Consider the following 21,585-nt stretch of genomic DNA (forward strand, 5'->3'; position numbering starts at 1 on the left):
GCAAGATAAATGAATAAACAATCTCGCAATCTTTTTTTATTAAATGGAGTATGTTTTTCATGTAGAAATTACTAAAACTGCTTAAAACAGCACTTTTTGCTAAGCTGATATATTTCTTTCGCCAAGTCGATTTGAAGATTACCGCCTGAAAACTTTCGGAGATAAATTAGAAAATACTCGTTTCAACGAGTGTTATAAATGGGGGTTTACAAAACCGGAGGAATTACCTAAGCTAATTTAACAAAAATACATTTTAATAATGGATCGTAAAGTGCAAACAATTTTTTGTTTTGGAGATTCTAACGTTTGGGGCGGTATCCCCGGTATCTTTAATCCAGAAACAGGATTAGCTGGCAGATATCCGAAACATAAGCGTTGGACTGGGGTATTGCAGAATGAACTCGGAGATAATTACGATGTGGTTGTCGAAGGTATAAATGCACGAACAACTACATTTGATGAAATTATCCCAGGAAGACCTTATAAAAATGCCTTAAAACAGCTACCCATATCTTTAGAAATACATTACCCAATTGATCTCATTATTTTTTGGGTTGGCACGAACGATACTAAAATTCAATTTAACTGTGCGGCAGAAGCCATTAAAGAAAATATGCGTCAGCTAATTCAACTGGTGAAAGCATCCAACAAAGGATCAAATGCCAAGGCTCCAAAAATTTTACTTATTGCCCCACAACCTATTATCAAAATAACTAACTTACATCCACAACTTGATGATAGTTCTATTGAAAAATCCCAACAATTGGCCCCGCTTTATCAAACATTGGCGATTGAGGAAAGTTGTGAATTCATCGATGCGGGATCCTCTATTCAATCCAGTCGAATTGATGGAGTGCATCTTGATGAAATGGCATGCGAAAAAATAGGCAAGGTCATAGCAAAAAAAGTACGAGAAATACTCTAATTGATTTCTTCAGCATTTGTGTTCGATTTCATCTCTTTTGAAAATACCCAATAAACAATAGGTAGTAGTAATAATGTTAATAATGTTCCTAAACCGATGCCAACCGCAACGACTAAGCCAATGGCATGGCGACTTTCTGCGCCACTCCCCACCGCATGAATTAAAGGCAGAGCACCAAATAAAATCGCGGCAGTGGTCATTAAGATAGGACGAAAACGTAATAATGCGGCTTCAATCACAGCTTCTTGTTTTGTTAAATTTTTTTCAAGTTTTAATTCATTGGCAAAACGCGTGATTAAAATGCCATGTTTGCTAATTAATCCCACTAAAGTTAGCAAACCAATTTGCGTATAAATATTAATGGTGCCCTGACCTATTTTTAAAGAAAGTAACGCCGCAAATAATCCCATTGGCACACTGCCTAATAAAATAATTAACGAGTCACGATAACTTTCAAATTGCATGCTGAGCACTAAGAAAATAACCACAATCGCTAAAACAAAAATAAATATCATGCGATTACCTTCTTGTTTAAATTCTCGTGACGTGCCGGAATAATCCACGGTAACATCATTGGATAATTTCGCTGCGGCCACATTGTTTAACACGTTTAAACCTTGCGATAAAGTGTAGCCAGGTTTTATTCCACCCATAATAGTGACACTATTCATTTTCTGAAATTGATTTAATGCCTGTGGCACCACGCTATAATGTAAAGTAGCGACTGTCGATAAGGGTACGGTTGTGTTATTTCCCGTGGGAATCGCAATGTTTTGTAAATCTTCTGGATTTAATTGATAGCTTGGTAAGGTTTTAATAACAACATTATAACTTTGATCATGAACACTCACGGGCTGAACTTCTTGATTGCTTAATAAAGATGATAAAGCCTCTGCAATATTGCTCATTGAAACATTGGCACTGGCTGCAGCAAGGGGATTAATATCAATTGTTGCTTGTGGATTATTATAATTTAAATCATCGTATAAAAATAAAAACAGACCCGATTGCATCGCCTTTTGTTCTAACATTTTTGCCGCATGATAAAGAGTTTTGTAATCTTTACTGCTTTGCAAAACAAATTGTACGCCAGCACCGCTGCCTGGCAGTGTGGATGGGGCTAGAACATGGAAATCAATTCCTGGCACCTGATTGAGTTGTTGTTGAATGGTTTGGATCGATCCCAGCAAGGATGTTTTCTCTCCGGGTTTTTGATCTCCGATTAAATAAGCGAAATACCCATCGTCCGGCGAAACGACTGTCGCGAAATGATCAACATTCTGTAAATGAGAATAAATTTTATGAGTTGCTAAAGCATAGTGCATTAAATAATTGCGATTAACATTCGCAGGCGCGTCGCCCGCGACCATAATATAACCATGATTTTCTGTGGGTGCTAATTCGCTGGGTATCATTTTATATAATAAAACAGACAAAATCATAATGGATAACCACGCTATCACTAACCACATTTTATAATTCATTAAAAACACTAAAATGGTTTTATACTTTTGTTGTAAACGCTGCATTATTTTTTCAGCAAAAATGGCCAGCGGTTGATGCTGTTGTTGTAAGGTTAAAAACCGTGCACTCATCATTGGAGAAAGTGTCAAAGCGATAACCCCAGAAATAATCACACTGCCTGCTAACGTAAATGCAAATTCTGTAAATAATTCACCGACCAAGCCACCACTAAAACCAATTGGCACATAGACAGCAGCAAGAGTAATCGTCATGGCAATCACGGGTAATGCTAATTCTTGCGCCGCATGAATTGTCGTCGTTAATGTAGAAAGTTTATCACTTAAATGACGAACACTATTTTCAACCACCACGATGGCATCATCTACCACTAAACCCACCGCTAATACCATCGCTAATAAGGTAATCGTATTAATTGAATAGCCGAGCATTTGCATAAAAAAGCAAACACCTAACAATGAAACAGGAATAGTAATTGCTGGGATGAGGGCAGCACGCACATTACCCAAAAATAATAAGATCACCAGAATAACAATAACGATGGATTCAATTAATGTTTTAATCACTTCATGGAGTGAGGCACGAATAAACGTAGTTTGATCATAGACTAAATTTGCCGTTAATCCCGAGGGTAAATGGTGTTTAATCACATCCATTTTTTTCTTTAAGGCATCAACCACCACTAACGGATTTGCTGTTGGCAATAAACTCACGCCAATCATGGTGCAAGGAATACCTTGGTAATAAACCATATAGGTATCTTGTTCGGCACCCATTTTGGCAACGCCGATATCTTGTAAATAAATAGGAACATGATTAACGACTTTAATCACCAGATGATTAAACTGTTCAGGCGTGTGCAAGGCCGTTGTGGTATTTAATGTGTAATCAACATATTTGCCTTGTGTTTTTCCAGGTGCAGCTAATACGTTTTGTGTTTTTAATGCCGCCACCACATCTTGCGGCGATAAATGATACGCAGCAAGCGCATCCGGATTTAACCAAATTTGCATGCTATATGGAGAACTCCATACATTCGCCTGTGCCACACCATCCACCGTTTCAAGTTGCGGCGCTATTACTCTGGTTAAATAGTCTGAAATTTCAGCGCGCGGAATGCCAGTACTTGCAAACGCAAAAATAATGGTCGGACGACTATCAACATTATTTTTTATCACCATTGGCGTTTGCACGCTACTGGGTAATTCGTTCGTCACACTCGAGACTTTACCCATAATCACCATTAACGCCTTATCGGCATTTATCCCTGGCGATAAATAGGCTTTAATATCACTGTATCCTGTTGTACTGCTTGAGGTGACATAATCAATTCCTTCGACGCCCACAATACTGTTTTGAATTTTAGAGGTAACAAAATTTTTCACGACGGTACTATTCGCACCAGGATAAACCGTTAAAATTTCAATTAAGGCTTGATCGATCTTCGGCAAAAAACGCAATGGCATTTTTATTAAACCAAAACTTCCTAGCAATAAAATAAAAATACTCAGTGCGCTAGTGAGTACTGGGCGTCGAACAAAAGCTTCAATTAATTTATTCATGCTGCTTTCACTTGTTAGTTTTTTAATTTAAGGGATCGGCGTTATTGCTTGTAATCAAAGTATTTTCTGCTAATTTATTTTGACCCACTGTAACAATCACGTCGCCATTTTTTAGTCCTGAATGGATCACTACGCTATCTTCTTCACGTTCACCTAACGTCACCGCCCGCCAATGAACGTGTTGGTTTTTGCCCACCACATAAACACCCACGCCGTCAGGGGTGTAACATAATGCCGTTTGTGGGATGACAATACGCTGTTGCGCATCGCCTTGCACCAGCACCTCAACGGACATGCCTGTTAATAATTGTTCTTGTGGATTGGCGACTCTTCCTCTTACTAATAAACTACGATTATTGATATCCACAGCATGACTGGTGGCAATAATTTCGCCGGTTAATTGATCTTGTGGCCTATTAGGCGAAGTGATTTTTATTATGCCGCCAATGTTAATCTGATTAATCAAACGTTCAGGGATCGCGAAATCCACATAAGCAGGATCGTACGATTCTATATTCACAATCACTTGTCCTGGCGCTAAATACTGCCCGTTATCCACTCGTCTTATGCCAACAATTCCCGAAAATGGCGCCGTGATAGTATGATGAGCCAAAATCGCTTGTTGTTGTTTGAGCTCTGCTTTAGCTTCTTGTAATTTTTCTAACGAATTATCCATATCTTGAAAAGCCAATGCTTTTGAGGCGTATAATGATTTTAACCGTTGGTAATTTTTTTCATCGGCTGCAACGATAACCGTATCTTTTTCAACGGCCGCTTCGATATCATCCGCACGCAATTTAACTAATACTTCTCCTGCTTTAACCGCTTGCCCAGAGACAAAATTCACTTGACTGACAATGCCTCCGATCTCTGTACTTAATTGCACGCTTTGTGATGCTTTCACATTTCCTAACGCTTTTAACGATGCTTGCCATGATTGATTTTTTACCGTCATGGTGGAAACAACACTGCCTTTTTGAACATCTTGCGCGTTATTTTTTTTATGCCAATAGTGAAATACTAGGATGAGTAGTAAAACGACAATGACGATGAGAATAAATTTTGATTTTTGCAACATGGTTGGTCCTTATAACATTCACGCTCTCGTGCGCTTTTTAATTGAGATAACGCTAAGGCATTGCGGATGATACTTTAAACTATTTATAAATGCAAAAAAGCATTTCATGCTAGGGTTTATACTATGAATAAGCACGAAACAATACATAAATGAATAGGTAAGCGTCTCACAGCCTGGAACGCAGCGCAGCGAAGATCCAGGCTGTGCATTTCGATACGCTATAAGCCTGAAGCTCTGTTTAATCTAAACAATTATTTTAAAATCTTCCTGTAATACTATCATTTGTACGTCATTCTCGATATTTTTAGCCGTTATGTTGTCGGTTGGATGTTGGCTGAACGTGAGTTCCAACATCTTGCAAAAATATTAATCCACAAAACCACCTTAAAATACAGGATACCACCAGGATAATTAACGATCGTTTGCAAGAACCAGATAGGCTCACGCGAGAATAACTGATTTACCCACCTTTCTCTTTCTCAAAAACCTCTCTTGATATTGTTTTCTCAGCCTACTAAACTTAACATGAGTTTCGAGAAGAGAAGAAAAGAAGACTTTGTAAATGCCAATAATCAGCGCTTTTTATGGAATACTTATTCAAATGTTTTGGGGTGATCATGCGCCACCCATTTTCATGCCTGATATGCTGAATATGAAGTGCTTATTGATATTAAACCGCTTGAAGTGATGCAAGGATCTATGCCAAAGAGAGCCTTAGCGTTGATACTGGAATGGGCATCTGATCACAGAACAGAATTACTAGAGGATTGGAAATTATGCGAAATGAATCAATCACCCAAAAAAATATCACCCCTGCAATAGTTTGTTCGGCTCCCTGGCGGTTAGCTAAAGTGAAGCCACTTGAGCATTATAAACTTGCCGTTGAATTTATTGATGGCGCTAAAGGGATTGTTGAAATGGAACAGAAAGTGATGAGTCAGAATGCAGGCGTTTTTGCCAGGCTGAGAGATATCGATATTTTCAATCAAGTTTATCTTGAGTATGGTGCCGTCACCTGGCCAGGCGAAATTGATCTTGCACCTGATACCATGCATGATGAAATTAAACATCATGGCCAATGGATATTGAAGTAGAGGACGACGATGTTAATTGCTTATGCGCGTGTGTCTACCCATGAACAGAATTTAGAACTTATGAGTGTTGCTTTTTATACTCGGCGAAAACTTCTTTAGCGGCAAACATCGCATTCGTTGCAGCAGCAAATCCCGCATATAATGCAATTTGAAAAATCACTTCCACAATTTCTTGCTGAGTAGCACCACAATTTAGGGCGGCTTCAATATGAGCTTTTAACTGAGGCATGGCATGACCTAACGTGACACAAGAAGCAATAATAGCAAGCTCTCGGGTTTTTAAGTCCAATCCAGGGCGACTGAATATTTCGCCAAAGCCAAATTGAATCGTAGCTGTTGCATAATCAGGACAAATATCCGCTAACGCATCTACAATTGCTTTTCCTGAGTGGCCACCATGCAACTCATTTAATAATGCCAAACCACGTTCATATACTTCTTTATCAATTTTCATAGGTCACCTATATAAGTTAAAATAAAATTGAATATTGCTTAATCTGCTCTTCCGTTCTTCTCATGTGATTTTGCTTCTGCGGCTGCCTTTTGCGCATTATAATTAGCTGAATAGCTTTGTGCATTTTCAGGTAAGCCATAGCGGTCTAATAACTCTGCTTGGCCCTTAGCATTATAATCTTGTATTCTTTGGTCAACCTGATCGAGTGTTTGACAACCAGTCATTAATGATAGCAAAATTATTATGAAATTTATTCTAACGTATTTTTTCATGTATTATTACTCAGCTCTAATGATTATTAGGAAACTCGCCTATAATAGATCCCAAGCGTATCCTGGAACGCCGCGCAGCGGAGATCCAGGATCAAGCAGATTTTAAAATAATTACCTAGATTAAGCAAAGCTCAATCCAGGATCACTGGTTAATTATAACGTTGGATTAACGATGATATTATCGCCTTGAACAGTACAAACGACTCCATCACCTGATGCAGTTCCATTTATTTCATACCTGATATTACAACCTTCAACGTTCATGCTCATCCCTTTACTTGAATTAACACTTGCCCATTTCAATACCGCTGTTGAATTAGGCTGAACCGTGCCTGATTTTACAGCAGAATGATAAGAAAGCGTTTTCTGTGTTTGATTGTGAATATCGCATTCATAAGTATAAATGGGAGGAAATGCCGCTTGAGCCGCGTTAATCGTTAACACGAGTACTATAGTAGCTGTTAATTTTTTCATGATATTATTCTCCACGAAATAAAGTTTTAATCATTTTTATTGTCTCTGTAGATTTAAAAATTTAGTTAATACCTATTCACAATAATTGAATTTTAAGCGAATCGCGGAGTTAAAGTGCAAAGGAATGTAGTGTTAACTCATACCTCTGCTACTTTAGCTTAGCAATACAGCCTATCATTCAAGCGTGAAAAGTATCGATAAATTGTAGAAAAATTAAGTATTATTGCCCCTGCGGGGCAAAATTAAATGAAAAGAAGGAATAATAAAAACACGAAATGAAAACTTTTTCAGAAGCTGAAGTTTTGTATAATTGATTTTTTGCAATGGTTAATTTTTTCATGAAAGTCAGTATAACAGATTTATAAAATTACGCAATGTAGAGTTTAGATATTGTATTGCGTTATCATTTAGACACTTGAATTTGCAATCCTATCTCTTGCTTGGCAGCAATTCTCGGTGAATATTAACTGTTTGATAATAAAACCTAATTTTGACTCTATAAAAAATATTTTTTTTGTAGTTTTGTAAAGCTAAATTTGAGTAACGATTTTTCTGCGCTATCGCCTGAGGGACTCAATACTAAATTTGCAGGAGTATTTGGGGCGGAAACAGTGTGTGCCAAGGATGATGTCACGCCAACAAATTTAGCCGCAGCAGGAGTAAAAAATCGAAAGGTATTAACGTTATTAGCGCTAAGTATTTTAAATTGTTTCTCATAATTACACTGAGGGTAATTTGGATGTTGTAATCCGCCACCACCCACAAGTATGTAACCGATATTAATTTTTGCCGGCCAAATACCCAATTTCGCTAAGCTTCCTAATACTTTGGGGTAAATTAAAGACGCACTTTCTACATTGTATCCTGAATAACCTAAATTAAAATCCATGACCAATAATATTTTAAGTGCTCCATATTCACGGTATTTTTGAGTAATTACAGCAACTAAATAATCAATAGCTTCTTTTCCACTTGTTTTTAATTTTTCGGGATCTAAAGTTAATAATTCCACAGCAACTGCATTTATTGATAAATTTACCGGCTCAGAAATGGAGCGGCTTATAGAATTTCGCGTTGCGTTTAATTCAGCGCGTTTTTTACCGAGGATTTCTGAGTAACTTTCACTATCATCGCATTCATTTAACAAATTATTGTTTTTTTTAAGCGAAGATTCTGATATTTCTTTTGCGCACATCTCAAGACTTTCCAGAGAAATTAACTGCTCATCCAAATCAATATTACTTTTAGATAAATTTCGTTTTATTTGAGTTAACGGAATGGCTTTAGATTGGTGCAAAGCTGCTATAATGATGGTTTTCATAGTAATTTACAGATTGTTATTGTTCATTTTTTGCGCATCCTAACGTAAAGCAGAGCAAAAGTAAACACTCAAATCATAAAATCAACTACTTGTCTTAAGCATCGTTAACAGTTCTTGTTCTGACAGTAACGTAATCCCTAAGGTTTCCGCTTTAACAAATTTGGAGCCGGCATTTTCTCCCACCACCACATAATCGGTTTTTTTAGAAACTGATCCCGTAACATTGGCCCCTAAACGTTGCAACGCTTCTTTGGCTTGATTGCGATCGAGAGTGTTTAATGTTCCCGTTAATACAAATACTTTATTTTTAAGCGGTTGAGACGCAGTTAATTTTTCTATTTTTGGCCAGGTGATCCCTGCAGTTAATAAAGCTTGAATTAAGTGCTGGTTATTTTTTTCTTGAAAAAAATAAACAATGTGCTGAGCAACAATCGGACCGATATCGGGTACTGCTTGCAACAATTCAGAATTTGCCTTCATGATTGGCTCAAGTTCAGTAAAATGATTCGCAAGTGCAAGGGCGGTGGCCTCGCCCACTTCGCGGATTCCAAGAGCGTATATAAATTTTGGCAGGGTGGTGTGTTTACTTTTTTCAATGGCTTGGACAATATTATGAGCCGATTTTTCCCCCATCCGTTCGAGATTGGCTAATTGAAAAACATTTAAATGATATAAATCTACTACACTGTGAATTAATTTTTCATCGAATAACTGCTCAATTAATTTATCGCCCAAACCGTCAATGTTTAGTGCCTTGCGCGAAGCAAAATGTTTAATGCGTTCGACCACTTGCGCGCGACACAATAATCCTCCTGTGCAACGAGCATGTGCTTCACCTTCAATTCGTTCAATCGTAGAAGCGCATACTGGGCAGCGTGAGGGTAATACTAAGATAGTGCTATTTGCTGGACGTTTTTCTAATATCACACTCACCACTTCAGGGATCACATCACCAGCGCGTCGCACAATCACGGTATCGCCAATTCGCACATCTTTTCGATGTAATTCATCCATATTGTGAAGTGTCGCATTACTAATGGTAGCGCCCCCCACAAATACCGGCTTTAAACGCGCAACGGGGGTTAATACGCCAGTACGTCCCACTTGAAACTCAATATCTTCAACGCATGTAATTTCTTCATGTGCTGGAAATTTATAGGCAATCGCCCAGCGCGGTGCTCGCGAAACTGTGCCTAATATTTTTTGCAAATGAATATCATCCACTTTATACACAATGCCATCGATTTCATAAGGCAAGGAATCACGTTTATTCAATAAATAATCATAGTATTTAAAACAGTCTGTTAATGAATGAGCCATATTAATTTCAGGGCACACTGGCAATCCCCAAGATTTTAATTGTTGTAATAATAAAAATTGCGTCGCCGGCATGGGAAAATTTTCACAAGCACCTAAAGAATAACAATAGATTGATAAAGGACGAGTCGCCGTAACGTTAGGATCTAATTGACGCAAACTGCCTGCCGCCGCATTACGAGGATTAGCAAATATTTTTTCTTCACGCCAACGTGCGCGTTGATTTAATTCTGAAAAACCTCTTTTAGTCATAAAAACTTCACCACGTATTTCAACGCGAGTAGGAATGTGTGAACCACGTAATTGCAGGGGAATGGCGCGAATCGTTTTTAAATTTTGAGTAATTTCTTCGCCAGTATAGCCATCTCCGCGTGTCGCTCCTGCAATTAATTTGCCATTTTCATAAATTAAACTCACAGCTAAACCATCTAATTTAGGTTCGCAGACATAATTAATTGCAGCTTGATTTTTTAATCGATCGCCAAGACGTTTAGCAAATGCTTGCAATTCTTCATCGTTAAAGACATTGCCGAGCGATAACATAGGTTCTTGATGGCTGATTTCACGAAACTGTTTAGCAGGTGTTGCCCCCACGCGCTGAGTCGGTGAATCTGGGGTAATAAATTCTGGATATTGCGTTTCCAGTGCAGTTAATTCTTGCATTAAGCGATCGTAGGCGCTATCTGTGATTGTGGGATCGTCTAAAACATAATAGCGATAATTGTGCTCGTTAATTTCATTGCGTAATGTTTGGATGCGCTCAATCTCGTGTTTATTTTGCATTTTTCAACCTATGAAATAATTGCAAGCATTTTGAGTGTATAATATGTTCTAATTTACGATTCTAATTGTTCGCGCTGAAAATTAATAATCCGCTGTTGATATAACATGATTTGATCGTCTGATAAGAGTTCATGATCAAAAGTGGTAATTTCTGCATCTAATTCTTCTGCTAAATTAATGACTTTATCTAACATAATTTCAAAATCATTTAATGGATCGGGGCTTTTCTGTAAATCAAAAAAGGCGGTCAATCCACGCGATGCTAAATCACCCATGCGATTTAAATCAAAACTGCCTGGTTCATGCGATTGAGCTAAACTAAAAATTTCTCGTCCTTTTCCTTTGGGTTGTTCGTGCAAATGAAAAATATTCATGGCACCAAATCGTAGATTTTGCGCGAGCAGAGTTTGCAATAAATCATAACCGCTAAACGTTTGCTGATCGCGAGGCAACAGATTTAAAACAATAATGTGATCGAGGGAAGTATCGCGTATTTTGGGAGGATTAACGTCAATCACCTCTTCTTGGATAAATTCATCCGCACTCAAGGTGGGTTTAACATCGCCAAAGCCTAATTCTGCCAAGGTAGGATCGGATAATAACGAGGTTTGTTGTGAGGCAGAACTCGGAGGATTGTCATGAGTAGTGTGTTTGATTCGCATCATTTCTGCAAACATTGCTTCGTTTAATTCGGTTTCGCGCTGACGCATTTTACGCCGATAAGTCATCATTAAATACGCAACAACGATAATTAATATTATACACACCATAATTAACACGCCACGAGTCAGCATGGATAAAATTCCTTATGCATTTGCTAATGAAACTGCTTCTTGTAAATCCACCGCGACAATTCGCGAAACCCCAGGTTCACTCATAGTTACACCGGTGAGTTGATCAGCCATTTCCATGGTAACTTTATTGTGAGTAATCACTAAAAATTGGACTTGCTGCGACATTTCTTTCACTAATTGACAAAAACGTCCCACGTTCACATCATCAAGGGGTGCATCCACTTCATCGAGTAAACAAAAAGGTGCTGGATTTAATTGGAACATGGCAAACACTAAGGCGACTGCCGTTAATGCTTTTTCTCCACCCGATAATAAATGAATGGTACTGTTACGTTTGCCGGGCGGTCTTGCCATTACCGTGATGCCGGCATCTAATAAATCTTCGCCGGTTAATTCTAGGGTCGCACTGCCGCCGCCAAACACTTTGGGAAATAAAGTTTGAAAATTACGATTCACGGTTTCAAAGGTGTCGCGTAATAAATGACGTGTTTCGCGATCAATTTTGCGAATAGCATTTTCTAAAGTTTCTAAGGCCGAGACTAAATCGGCATTTTGCGCATCGAGATAACGTTTGCGCTCTGTTTGCAATTCACATTCTTCGATGGCGGCTAAATTGATTGGACCTAAACGTTGAATACGACGTTCCAATTGTTCAATATGTTCTTGCCATTGTTGACGATCGGCCTCAGCGGGCATTTCTTGGATCAGAGTTTCCAGAGAATATCCGCTTTGGTCAATTTGTCCGCGGAAGGAATCACGTTGCACTACCATTGTTTGCCAACTCATGCGATATTTTTCTAAATCATTGCGCAACGTTTGCGTTTTTTCTTCGAAAAGATGGCGATCTTTAGAAATACTTCGCAAGGATTGTTCTAAGGTTTCCACACTATCGCGCGCTTGATGCAACGCCTGCTCGACGCTGACACGTTGAGTTAAATAATCTTGCAGCTCCTGAGTGAATGATTCACGCGGTTGATTATTATGCTGCAACTGATCTTGCAAATGAGTGTGCCGTTGCTGATGAGTGATGAGTTGTTTTTGCAAACGTTCACAACTTTGTTTAAGTGAGCTTATTTGGGTTTGCAATTGTTGATGCTTCATGGCTAATTCATGTTGGCGATCACGATAATCCTGCACGATTTCGCGCGCTTGATCTAACTTGGCTTTGGTATTATCGCGCTGTTGCAATAATTGTTCACGCCGTTCGCTATCGTGCTCGATAGCACTCAGCGCTTGTTCCCAACGTTGTCGTGCTTGATTGAGCATAAGCTCGTCGTCTTGATATTTAGCACGAATTTCATTGTGATCTTCTTTTAATTTTTGTAGGCGTTGCTGATATTGATTTAATTGTCTTTCTAAATTACGTTGATGATTTAACGTTTCGCCCATCGCCAGTTTTAGCGCCGTTAATTCTCTTTGCGCAGCTTCGCGCTGTGCTTCAAATTGTTCGACTTGATGACGTTGGTGACGAATATTATTTTCAGTAGTATCAATTTGCGTTTGTAATGCGGTAATTTTTTCGGCGAGCTGTTTTAATTCTTGTTCACGAATTAAAACTCCTCCCATTTCACCTTGAGCTTTTGGCATACGCAACCAATGTTTGCCAACCCAAATTCCATCACGAGTAATGATGGATTCTTCCAAGGTTAATTGCGAACGACGTTGCCAGGCTTCGCTGAAGGTATCGCTTAAATAAATCTGTTTTAACGCGTGGGGCAACACAAAATCGGCCGTGATTTTCGCTAATAAGGAATCCTGATTAACATTCGAAGCTTGTGCTTCGCCAGCATTTTTTTCCCATAATAAAATACCACAAGCAGCTAACTGCGATTCTTGTAATTGCAACTCATCGACACAAATTGCTTGCAAGTGTTCTTCTAAAATAGTTTCAACGGCTTTTTCCCAACCATTTTCTACTTTAATTAATTGCGCTAAACGAGGTTGTTGCGCGAGTCCGTGTTGTTCTAGCCATTGATTGCGGATAGTATCTTTAGCACCCAGTGCGGCTTGTTGCAGAGCTTGCAGCGACGTTTCTTCACCTTGTAATTGATGAAGTTCGCGACGCTCTTGGTCGAGCTGTTGGCTGAGGTGTTGTTGTAATTCACGAGCGTGTTGTAAGCTATCTTGAATTTCATTCACCGTTTCTTCCGCGCATTGATATTTTTCTTGCTGTTGAGCCAAGGTCTGAGCAGCAGCCGTTATTTCGTTTTCGACTTGCTGGCAATGAATCGCATTAATTTCGTTTTGCAATTGTTGACTACGTTTATTGGCTTGTTGTAATTGTTCTTCTAAATGATGAATACGCGTTTGTTCGACTTCTGCTTGTTGTGTTTGTTGCGCCGCTTGCGTATTAAACTCATCCCATTGATCTTGCCATTCTTGACGATGCTCTTCAGCAAAACTTAAGGCTTCTAAAGCCTGATCGAGTGCGGTTTGTGCTGAGGTTAATTCTGGTGTGATAGTATCTAGTTGTTGCGAATAGGTTTGAACATCGTGCTCATCATGCTGCAATTGCAAAGTGATTTCGCTGACCTGTTGCTGATTTTCTTGTAAATCACGAGTGAGTTGTTCGTCACGCTCTTGATGAGTTTTGATGGTTTGCTCTAAGCGCGCAATTTCTGCACCTAAGCGATAATATTGCGCTTGAATTTCATTAAATTCGTCAGTCTTGGTGAGTAATAGATCGCGCTCTGTTTCATTTTTGGCATCGAGACTACGAATGTTGGCAATCTCAGCTTCTAAAGCATTTTCTTGTTCTTTAATCGTGCGTTCTTGCGTCGTAATAGAATTTTCTAAATGTTGCCATTCCAAGGTTTGATATTGCGCGGTATATAAACGCTGTTCTTCTTTGTATAATTTAAATTTTTCCGCACTACTGGCTTGGCGTTGTAAATGCGCTAATTGTTTATCGAGCTCTTCGCGAATATCGGTTAAACGTTCTAAGTTTTCGCGAGTGTGACGCATGCGCATTTCCGTTTCGCGACGACGTTCTTTATATTTAGAAATACCAGCAACTTCTTCGAGATGAATACGCATTTCTTCCGGACGTGCTTCAATCACCCGGGAAATCGTACCTTGTTCGATGATGGCATAGCTGCGTGGGCCAAGACCTGTGCCCATAAATACGTCTAAAATATCGCGACGGCGACAGCGCACGCCATTTAAATAGTAGCTGGATAAGCCATCACGTCCGACTAAACGTTTAATCACAATTTCACTGTATTTGGCATATTCGCCACCCAAGCTACCATCGTGATTATCAAAACAGAGTTCGATTGAAGCTTGGCCCACGGGTTGGCGTGCGGTGGAACCATTAAAAATGACATCCGCCATCGATTCGCCACGCAAGTTTTTAGCCGATCCCTCACCCATCACCCAACGCACGGCATCGATGATATTCGATTTACCGCAACCATTCGGCCCAACGATACCCACCAGATTACTAGGCAATTTTACCGTCGTCGGATCGACAAACGATTTAAATCCAACCAGTTTTATATGTTTAAGACGCATTGAATTCCGTACTCAATCATTGTGTTCCTAAAGGGGCATAGTGTAACCAAGCCTGCTGTAAAAGCACAAACACTTTTTGCAGTAGAGAATGATGGTTAAATTGAAGTGTGCCTCCGAGTTAACATTTTGACTCACATTTTTAGTCTGTATAGGCGATCGTGACGTCAAGCACGGGGGAATAAATTCGTTTAGTTCCTTTCTGCTTGACCTCTAATAAACTCATTTCATGTAAATGAACCAACTTTTTTGAAATATACTGGCGGGTTTTTCCCATTGTTTTCGCCAACGTGGTCGCATTGGTTGTGCCATCTTTCACTAATCTAGACAGTATTTCTTGATCTGAGCTAGTAAGGGCATTTTTTTCTAACCGTTCCTTTGCCAATTTAATGACGGCAGGTTTCACAATATCGAGAGATAGCTTGTCAACTAATTCACCTGAAAGTAGCTTGCTGGTCAGTCGTTTAATTAAGCCAAATACATATCGCAATCTACCTTTAGTTAAATCAAATAAATAGAAAAATACTTCGTCATCTATAGGTAAAATGGATTTTTCATTGATCTTATAAAAATCGACTCGTTTTTTAATAAGTTTCTCATATTCACTTTTATTAAGCGGTTCAATATCAAATTCAAAACTCACAATATCATCTAGCCTATCAACTTGTTGGGCGATAAATTTTCTCAAGCCAATATCACCGACAAGAAACCAACTGACTAATTTTGTTTGAATATAATCTCTCAACTCATTAAAGAGATATTTAAGATGTTTTTCATCTTGAATTTCACCAAGATCTAAATTATTCAGTTGGAGCAATACCCCATTCTTATAGCCAGCCGATTGTATGAGTTTCGCCAAATCTTCTAGATGATGTCCTAATACTGCTGAGGGGATTAATACAGGTTGTGATGTGATCCCCGCCGATTTACCGTAATTAATACCAAAACCCAAGGCATCAATTCCAAAAGATCGATAAGTTTCGGCAATACGGATTGTTAAGGCCTTGGCATCTTGAAATGCTTTTTCGTTTAACACACTATTAGGTAATGCTAATTCCATTTCTCTTATGATATTCGCTATGATGGAACCTAATAGTGTTTCCAATGACCATGATGGGCCCACACGAATTTCATTATTGGGTGTAAAATATAACTTTTTCTCTTGAGCTGAAAATCGCAAGAAATTGGCAAAGGAAGTAGTACCTACGCCTCGAGCACCTTCAATGACAATCAGTAAATTTTCTTCATGCAATAAATTTTTACCGAGTTGGATCGATTTATCTTGACCGGCATAAAGTGCCAAGGTTGATTGTGTAATGGGATCGGTATTAAAAGGATTTCCACTAAAGCCTAATGAAGCCCATTGCATGTTGTTTTCTCCTCATGGATCGCAACTATTGTAAACTAAAAAAAGTTGCGAAACAATAATTTATTGACATTTGTTGCGAACTTTGGCATTGTTTTAATATCCATTCATTAAAATTTTGACGTTTCAACCACCCTATTCTAAACGACCCATCATAACTGGTCACTTTTTGACCATTAATACTCTCCCCTAGACTCATCAAGGCATGTTTCCATCTGCCCAACTCTTTCTCACAACCTTATCCACAGTTTGTGTGGGTAAAGGACATAAGAATTGCCTAGGTGTAAAGAGACACCTGTATAAATCAATTGAAATAAAAGTAAAGAGCGATAAAAAGTAGTTTTTTTATATAATAGATACTATAATATCTATTATATGATTTAATAGCCTATAAAAGATACTATGATATCAATAAAATCACCCTTTGAGATGGCTAGGGAAATTGCCAAAAAAGCTCAACATAAGCGTTTGCAGCTTAATTTAAGCCAGCAAACGCTGTCTGAGAAATCTGGGGTCAGTTATGGCACCTTGAAAAAGTTTGAACAAAAAGGACAAATATCATTGGAGTCATTACTTAAAATTGCCCTGGTACTGGGTGAAATGGATACATTCGAGCACCTCTTTAGCCAAGGGAAAGACGCGCTACCCTCATCGCTTGATGAGCTTTTAGAAGATAAATCAAGAAAACGAGGCCGCGAATGAAATTTGATCCGGTAAAAAACGAAAATATTAAAAAATAATTTTTAAGGCTTAGGTCTAGCGTTCCCAATTATAATTTAGCGCGCAATTGCGGTGAAGGATAAGATTCTTTGTATACATATCTCCACGCGCCATCTTGCGTGAATTTAAAATATGATTTTTCGTGCAAAATACATGACGATTTATTAATTAGCTGACAGACTATTTGATATTCAACGGTGTTGTTTAGCGCATCATCAGCAATAATTTTCGGTTCACTCCAGTGCCGGACGGATTGGATAAATTTAATTTTTTCAGGCAAATTATACTCAGCTTCTGTTTGCTGCATGGTGCTTAGAATAAACTGTTTAGCTTTATCAGAATTAGTTTTATTCTCATCCCCTAAATGACTAAATGCCGCGAGTCGATGGATAAATAACTCGCGGGGTGACTGTATTTGCAGATGCCCTAAAATAATATTCTCCCACGCGCTTGCTAGCGTGAGTTGTTGCTTTTTGGGTGGACTAAAAAAACTGGGCATCGTCATTTAATTTCCGTTAATTGAATGCATTAAATCCAGTAATATGTTTACCCAGCACTAAATGATGAACATTATTGGTACCTTCATAGGTATAGACCGATTCTAAATTCGTCATGTGTCGAATGATGTGATATTCCAAACTAATGCCATTAGCACCTAATAAATTGCGAGCCTTACGGGCGATTTTTAAAGCTTCTTGGCATGCATTCATCTTTGCCATGCACACCATTTCGGGTGTGGCTTTATTCTTATCTTTTAAACGTCCAATTTGAAAATTTAACGCTTGTGCTTTGCAAATTTCCGTAAACATTTCCGCTAAATCGTATTGGATTAATTGAAAGGCGCCAATCGGTTTATCAAATTGACGACGTTCTTTGCTATATTGTGCTGCCATTTCAAAGCAGGCTTGTGCCGCACCCATTGCGCCCCAGGCAATGCCAAAACGGGCTTGTGTTAAACAACTTAAAGGCGCACCTAAGCCTTTGGTAGAGCCAGGTAAAAATTGAGTATCGGGAACAAAACAATCTTCAAAAATTAATTCACCCGTGACCGATGCACGCAACGATAATTTGTGATGAATTTCTTTTTGCTTAAAACCGTTAAACGATTTTTCGACAATAAATCCGCGAATGCCTTCATCGGTATTGGCCCATACAATCGCTAAATCGGCAACTGAGGCATTGGTGATCCACATTTTAGCACCATTTAACAACCAACCACCGTCAACTTTTTTAGCATAAGTGCGCATGCCGGCTGGGTTAGAACCGTGATCGGGTTCGGTTAAACCAAAACAGCCGATTAATTTTCCTTCCGCCATTTTAGGTAAATATTTTTGACGTTGCTCATCGCTGCCATAGCGAAAAATTGGATACATGCATAATGAACTTTGCACCGAGACAAAGCTACGTAATCCACTATCGCCCCGCTCCAATTCTTGACACACTAAACCATAGGCCACATAACTTGCCCCAGCGCCGCCAAATTCTTCGGGTAGCGTCATGCCTAATAAGCCAAGCTCTGCAGCTCCAGCAATAAATTCTTGCGGGAAATAGGCTTTTTCGTAGGATTTTTCAATGACGGGTAATACTTCATTATCAACAAAACGGCGAACATTGTCGCGGATCATTTTTTCTTCATCGGTATATTGTTCGTCTAATAATAAAAAGTCTTCCACGATGGTTCTCCTCGAAAAAATTATAGAACGGGATCTGCTCCCAACATTGCTTTGACATTTTCTACGATATCATTACAAGAAGGTAGCACATATTGCCAAGCCGTGCCTAATGGAATAAAACAATCTTTAGCGCAAAGCCGTTTAATGCGGGGTAGCTGTACTAGGTTCTCCACTAAAGCGGTGACAATCGCTTCGCTCAGTGAACCAGTAGCCCGACATTCATCCACAATTAAAATATGTTTACACTGACTTACGGCTGATAAAAGCGCTGGTAGTGGTAAAGGATTAAGCCAACGTAAATCAATTATTTTAATTTTGATGTCGTATTTTTCCTGTAAAATTTTTTGTGCTTGTAGCGATAAATAGCAACCGTTGCCATAAGTAATAATAGCGAACTCTTCATCTTTACCAAGAATATTAATTTCATTTAATGCAATTTCTTCGGTTAAATCGGGATAAATATCTAGCCATAAATTATCATTTTTTTCATGCAAATCTTTTGTCATATACAAAGCAATTGGCTCTAAAAAAAATACGATACGTTGCTGCTCTTGGGCTAAACGCACACAATGACGAAACATTTTTACCGCATCCGCACCGCGACTAGGACACGCAATAATAACGCCTGGCACATCGCGCAACGCGGCAATGGAATTATCATTATGAAAATGTCCGCCGAATCCTTTTTGATAAGCAAGACTTGCAATTCTAATGATCATCGGATTGGTAAATTGCCCTTGAGAAAAAAAAAGATAAGGTAGCGGCTTCACCGCGAATTTGATCTTGTGCATTGTGATAATAGGCTAAAAATTGAATTTCGGGGATGGGTAAAAATCCATTATGAGCTAACCCGATTGCCTGACCCAAAATCGTGGTTTCATCCAATAAGGTATCGAATACACGAGCATTACCAAAACGTTTAACTAAATCGGCAGTAACGTGATACACCCCGCCTTTGTGCGCCACATCTTCGCCAAATAACACGATATTATCGTACTTTAACATTTCATCGGTTATCGCATAATTAATTAATTGCGCTAAATTACGCGGTTGATTTAATTTTGCAAATTCTCCCGCAAAAATGGCTTGCCGTTGATCCGAGTGAATTGTTTTAGCAACACTGCTGTGGTGCTGGGGCGGAATAATACTAGCCATAATTTCTTCCGCTGAGCTTAACGGTTCACTATCGTTTAATGCGCGTTGGCTGGCTTCATTCACGCGCTGGCGTAAGTCTTCATAATGTTTGAGGATGTCGTCGGCGGTTAGCCAACCTTGCTCAAGCAATATTCGTGCTGAATGCAATAAAGGATCATCTGCTTCAGTTTTTTCGATAGCATGGAGTGGACGATAAAGCTGTTCGACATCCGATCCCGCATGTCCCATTAAACGCACGCAACGCATATGCAAAAATACCGGACGTCGCAATTTACGCGCGATGTGCGCGGCCTCTTTAGCCTTGTAATACGTATCAACAAAGTTTAAGCCATCGCATGCAAGATAATGCCAAAAGCGTCGCCCACGCAGATTATTTTCCACCCAATCGTGTGGCGTGGGTACTGAAATTCCGCGCTCGTTATCTTCACATATAAAGACTAAAGGCAATCCTGCTTTGGCTTGGCAAATCCACTCCGCCGCATTTATCGCCCCTTGAGTAACGGAATGATTTAAACTGGCATCGCCAAAGCTACAGAGTATCACACTGTCTTGTGCAAGTTTTCCAGTGTACTTCAGTGTTTTGGCTAAACTTAATGAAAATGCAGCGCCTACGGCTTTGGGGCAATGCGATGCGATGGTTGAAGTTTGTGGAGGAATAAAAGCGGGTAAACTGCCTAATACTTTATGGCGGCCGCCGGCAATAGGATCGGTTTTTGCTGCTAAAAATGACAGCATTAAATCGTAGATAACATCAATCTCGGTAAATTGCGATAAGCGCTGAATGAAAAATGCTCCGCTGCGATAATGCAAAAATGCCATATCATCGCGCCGAAAAGCCGCCGCGATTGCGGCATTACCTTCATGACCAGAGCTACCAATCGTATAATACGTGAGATTTTGTTCTTTGAGTTCACGGGTTTTTAAATCTAAATGCCTTGAGAGGATTTGCGATGAAACGATGTGCAGCGCCAGTTCTCGACTCATGTGAACATCGTTTGGCAGAACACGCGAACGAGCTGAAGGAAATTTTTTTTCTTGAACCAATCGTTTAAAATTGTTATCGATAATTACCGCGCGATTTAACATAAAAAAACCTGAATCATTCGAAATTGCATCATTATCACCCATCGTTTAGCAAAAGCAAGTTCCTTATTAGAAAAATAGTTGCCGCCATATCCACTCGGTTGCAAGTTTAAGTTAACTTGCTAAAATAGCCGTTGAGCCTGTTCAAAGTCTCTTAGAATTTTTATGAATAATACATTAGGAGTGTGCTATGCCACTGTGGGAAAAAATATTATACGCTTTAGGTTTGGTGGTATTAGCCATTTTTTTATTCATGACTATTCGCAATAATCCCCAATGGTTTACCAAAGAAAATTTTTCGAAAAGCTCCTATACACTCGCCATCTTAGCTTTATTTTTAATTGCCGTCGTAGGTATGTGCGTATTATTGCTTAGACACTAGTAAGTAGCTATAGCCTGGAACCGAGCGCAGAGTGTAGCCTGGAACGTAGCGCAGCGGAGATCCAGGATCCCCAAAAAAAATATTAAAATAACTCTATAAGTAAAAAAAATTTATTTAAATAAGAATTTATTAAATTGAAT

At 39.1% G+C, this 21,585-nt stretch carries 17 protein-coding genes and 1 pseudogene; 5 read left to right on the top strand and 13 right to left on the bottom strand.

Features of this window, described 5'->3' with window-relative positions; all coding sequences use genetic code 11:
* The first annotated feature begins 271 nt into the window (after window positions 1–271).
* The gene (locus KIT27_07995) at window positions 272–925 is read left to right on the top strand and encodes a hypothetical protein (protein ID MCW5589586.1); all 654 of its coding nucleotides are present in this window, start codon (window positions 272–274) and stop codon (window positions 923–925) included.
* On the opposite strand, the gene KIT27_08000 is transcribed toward KIT27_07995, so the two are convergent.
* Window positions 922–3,969, bottom strand: coding sequence for an efflux RND transporter permease subunit (locus KIT27_08000; protein ID MCW5589587.1), 3,048 nt, complete (start codon window positions 3,967–3,969; stop codon window positions 922–924). The two genes, KIT27_07995 and KIT27_08000, sit on opposite strands and share 4 nt — an antisense overlap.
* A gap of 22 nt (window positions 3,970–3,991) precedes the next feature.
* The gene (locus tag KIT27_08005) at window positions 3,992–5,047 is read right to left on the bottom strand and encodes an efflux RND transporter periplasmic adaptor subunit (GenBank protein MCW5589588.1); all 1,056 of its coding nucleotides are present in this window, start codon (window positions 5,045–5,047) and stop codon (window positions 3,992–3,994) included.
* 657 nt (window positions 5,048–5,704) lie between these two features.
* On the opposite strand from KIT27_08005, the gene KIT27_08010 reads away from it, so the two are divergent.
* On the top strand, window positions 5,705–5,869 hold the full coding sequence (locus tag KIT27_08010) for a DUF4160 domain-containing protein (protein ID MCW5589589.1): 165 nt from the start codon (window positions 5,705–5,707) through the stop codon (window positions 5,867–5,869).
* A complete protein-coding gene (locus KIT27_08015; GenBank protein ID MCW5589590.1) occupies window positions 5,824–6,141 on the top strand; it encodes a DUF2442 domain-containing protein in 318 nt (105 codons plus the stop codon). Before KIT27_08010 ends, KIT27_08015 begins: the two co-directional genes overlap by 46 nt.
* 58 nt (window positions 6,142–6,199) lie before the next feature.
* Here the strand turns inward: KIT27_08015 and KIT27_08020 are convergent, their stop codons facing one another.
* The 8 genes from KIT27_08020 to KIT27_08055 all read right to left on the bottom strand — a co-directional run bounded on the left by KIT27_08020 (window position 6,200) and on the right by KIT27_08055 (window position 16,435).
* Window positions 6,200–6,595: a carboxymuconolactone decarboxylase family protein gene (locus KIT27_08020; GenBank protein MCW5589591.1), complete on the bottom strand. Its 396-nt coding sequence runs from the start codon at window positions 6,593–6,595 to the stop codon at window positions 6,200–6,202.
* 38 nt (window positions 6,596–6,633) lie between these two features.
* Window positions 6,634–6,867 carry a hypothetical protein gene (locus tag KIT27_08025; GenBank protein ID MCW5589592.1) on the bottom strand — a complete coding sequence of 78 codons (234 nt, stop codon included), beginning with the start codon at window positions 6,865–6,867 and terminating at the stop codon, window positions 6,634–6,636.
* Window positions 6,868–7,020: 153 nt separating this feature from the next.
* Window positions 7,021–7,341 (bottom strand): hypothetical protein, encoded by a 321-nt coding sequence (locus KIT27_08030; protein ID MCW5589593.1) that lies wholly within the window; start codon window positions 7,339–7,341, stop codon window positions 7,021–7,023.
* Between the two features lie 496 nt (window positions 7,342–7,837).
* Window positions 7,838–8,662, bottom strand: a complete 825-nt coding sequence (locus tag KIT27_08035) for a hypothetical protein (GenBank protein MCW5589594.1) — start codon at window positions 8,660–8,662, stop codon at window positions 7,838–7,840.
* Window positions 8,663–8,743: 81 nt separating this feature from the next.
* Window positions 8,744–10,762 carry an NAD-dependent DNA ligase LigA gene (gene ligA, locus KIT27_08040; protein MCW5589595.1) on the bottom strand — a complete coding sequence of 673 codons (2,019 nt, stop codon included), beginning with the start codon at window positions 10,760–10,762 and terminating at the stop codon, window positions 8,744–8,746.
* A gap of 53 nt (window positions 10,763–10,815) precedes the next feature.
* On the bottom strand, window positions 10,816–11,556 hold the full coding sequence (locus KIT27_08045) for a cell division protein ZipA C-terminal FtsZ-binding domain-containing protein (GenBank protein MCW5589596.1): 741 nt from the start codon (window positions 11,554–11,556) through the stop codon (window positions 10,816–10,818).
* 12 nt (window positions 11,557–11,568) lie between these two features.
* Window positions 11,569–15,069 carry a chromosome segregation protein SMC gene (gene smc / locus KIT27_08050; protein MCW5589597.1) on the bottom strand — a complete coding sequence of 1,167 codons (3,501 nt, stop codon included), beginning with the start codon at window positions 15,067–15,069 and terminating at the stop codon, window positions 11,569–11,571.
* Window positions 15,070–15,208: 139 nt separating this feature from the next.
* The gene (locus tag KIT27_08055; protein ID MCW5589598.1) at window positions 15,209–16,435 is read right to left on the bottom strand and encodes a hypothetical protein; all 1,227 of its coding nucleotides are present in this window, start codon (window positions 16,433–16,435) and stop codon (window positions 15,209–15,211) included.
* Between the two features lie 399 nt (window positions 16,436–16,834).
* On the opposite strand from KIT27_08055, the gene KIT27_08060 reads away from it, so the two are divergent.
* Window positions 16,835–17,134 (top strand): helix-turn-helix transcriptional regulator, encoded by a 300-nt coding sequence (locus KIT27_08060; GenBank protein MCW5589599.1) that lies wholly within the window; start codon window positions 16,835–16,837, stop codon window positions 17,132–17,134.
* Window positions 17,135–17,201: 67 nt separating this feature from the next.
* On the opposite strand, the gene KIT27_08065 is transcribed toward KIT27_08060, so the two are convergent.
* The 3 genes and pseudogenes from KIT27_08065 to KIT27_08075 all read right to left on the bottom strand — a co-directional run bounded on the left by KIT27_08065 (window position 17,202) and on the right by KIT27_08075 (window position 21,066).
* Window positions 17,202–17,657: a hypothetical protein gene (locus KIT27_08065; GenBank protein MCW5589600.1), complete on the bottom strand. Its 456-nt coding sequence runs from the start codon at window positions 17,655–17,657 to the stop codon at window positions 17,202–17,204.
* A 10-nt stretch (window positions 17,658–17,667) separates the two neighbouring features.
* A complete protein-coding gene (locus tag KIT27_08070) occupies window positions 17,668–18,825 on the bottom strand; it encodes an acyl-CoA dehydrogenase family protein (protein MCW5589601.1) in 1,158 nt (385 codons plus the stop codon).
* A gap of 20 nt (window positions 18,826–18,845) precedes the next feature.
* Window positions 18,846–21,066: pseudogene (locus KIT27_08075) on the bottom strand (MFS transporter).
* A gap of 187 nt (window positions 21,067–21,253) precedes the next feature.
* On the opposite strand from KIT27_08075, the gene KIT27_08080 reads away from it, so the two are divergent.
* The gene (locus KIT27_08080; GenBank protein MCW5589602.1) at window positions 21,254–21,445 is read left to right on the top strand and encodes a hypothetical protein; all 192 of its coding nucleotides are present in this window, start codon (window positions 21,254–21,256) and stop codon (window positions 21,443–21,445) included.
* Window positions 21,446–21,585: the final 140 nt, after the last annotated feature.

It is taken from the genome of Legionellales bacterium (genome assembly GCA_026125385.1).
Classification (GTDB): domain Bacteria; phylum Pseudomonadota; class Gammaproteobacteria; order JAHCLG01; family JAHCLG01; genus JAHCLG01.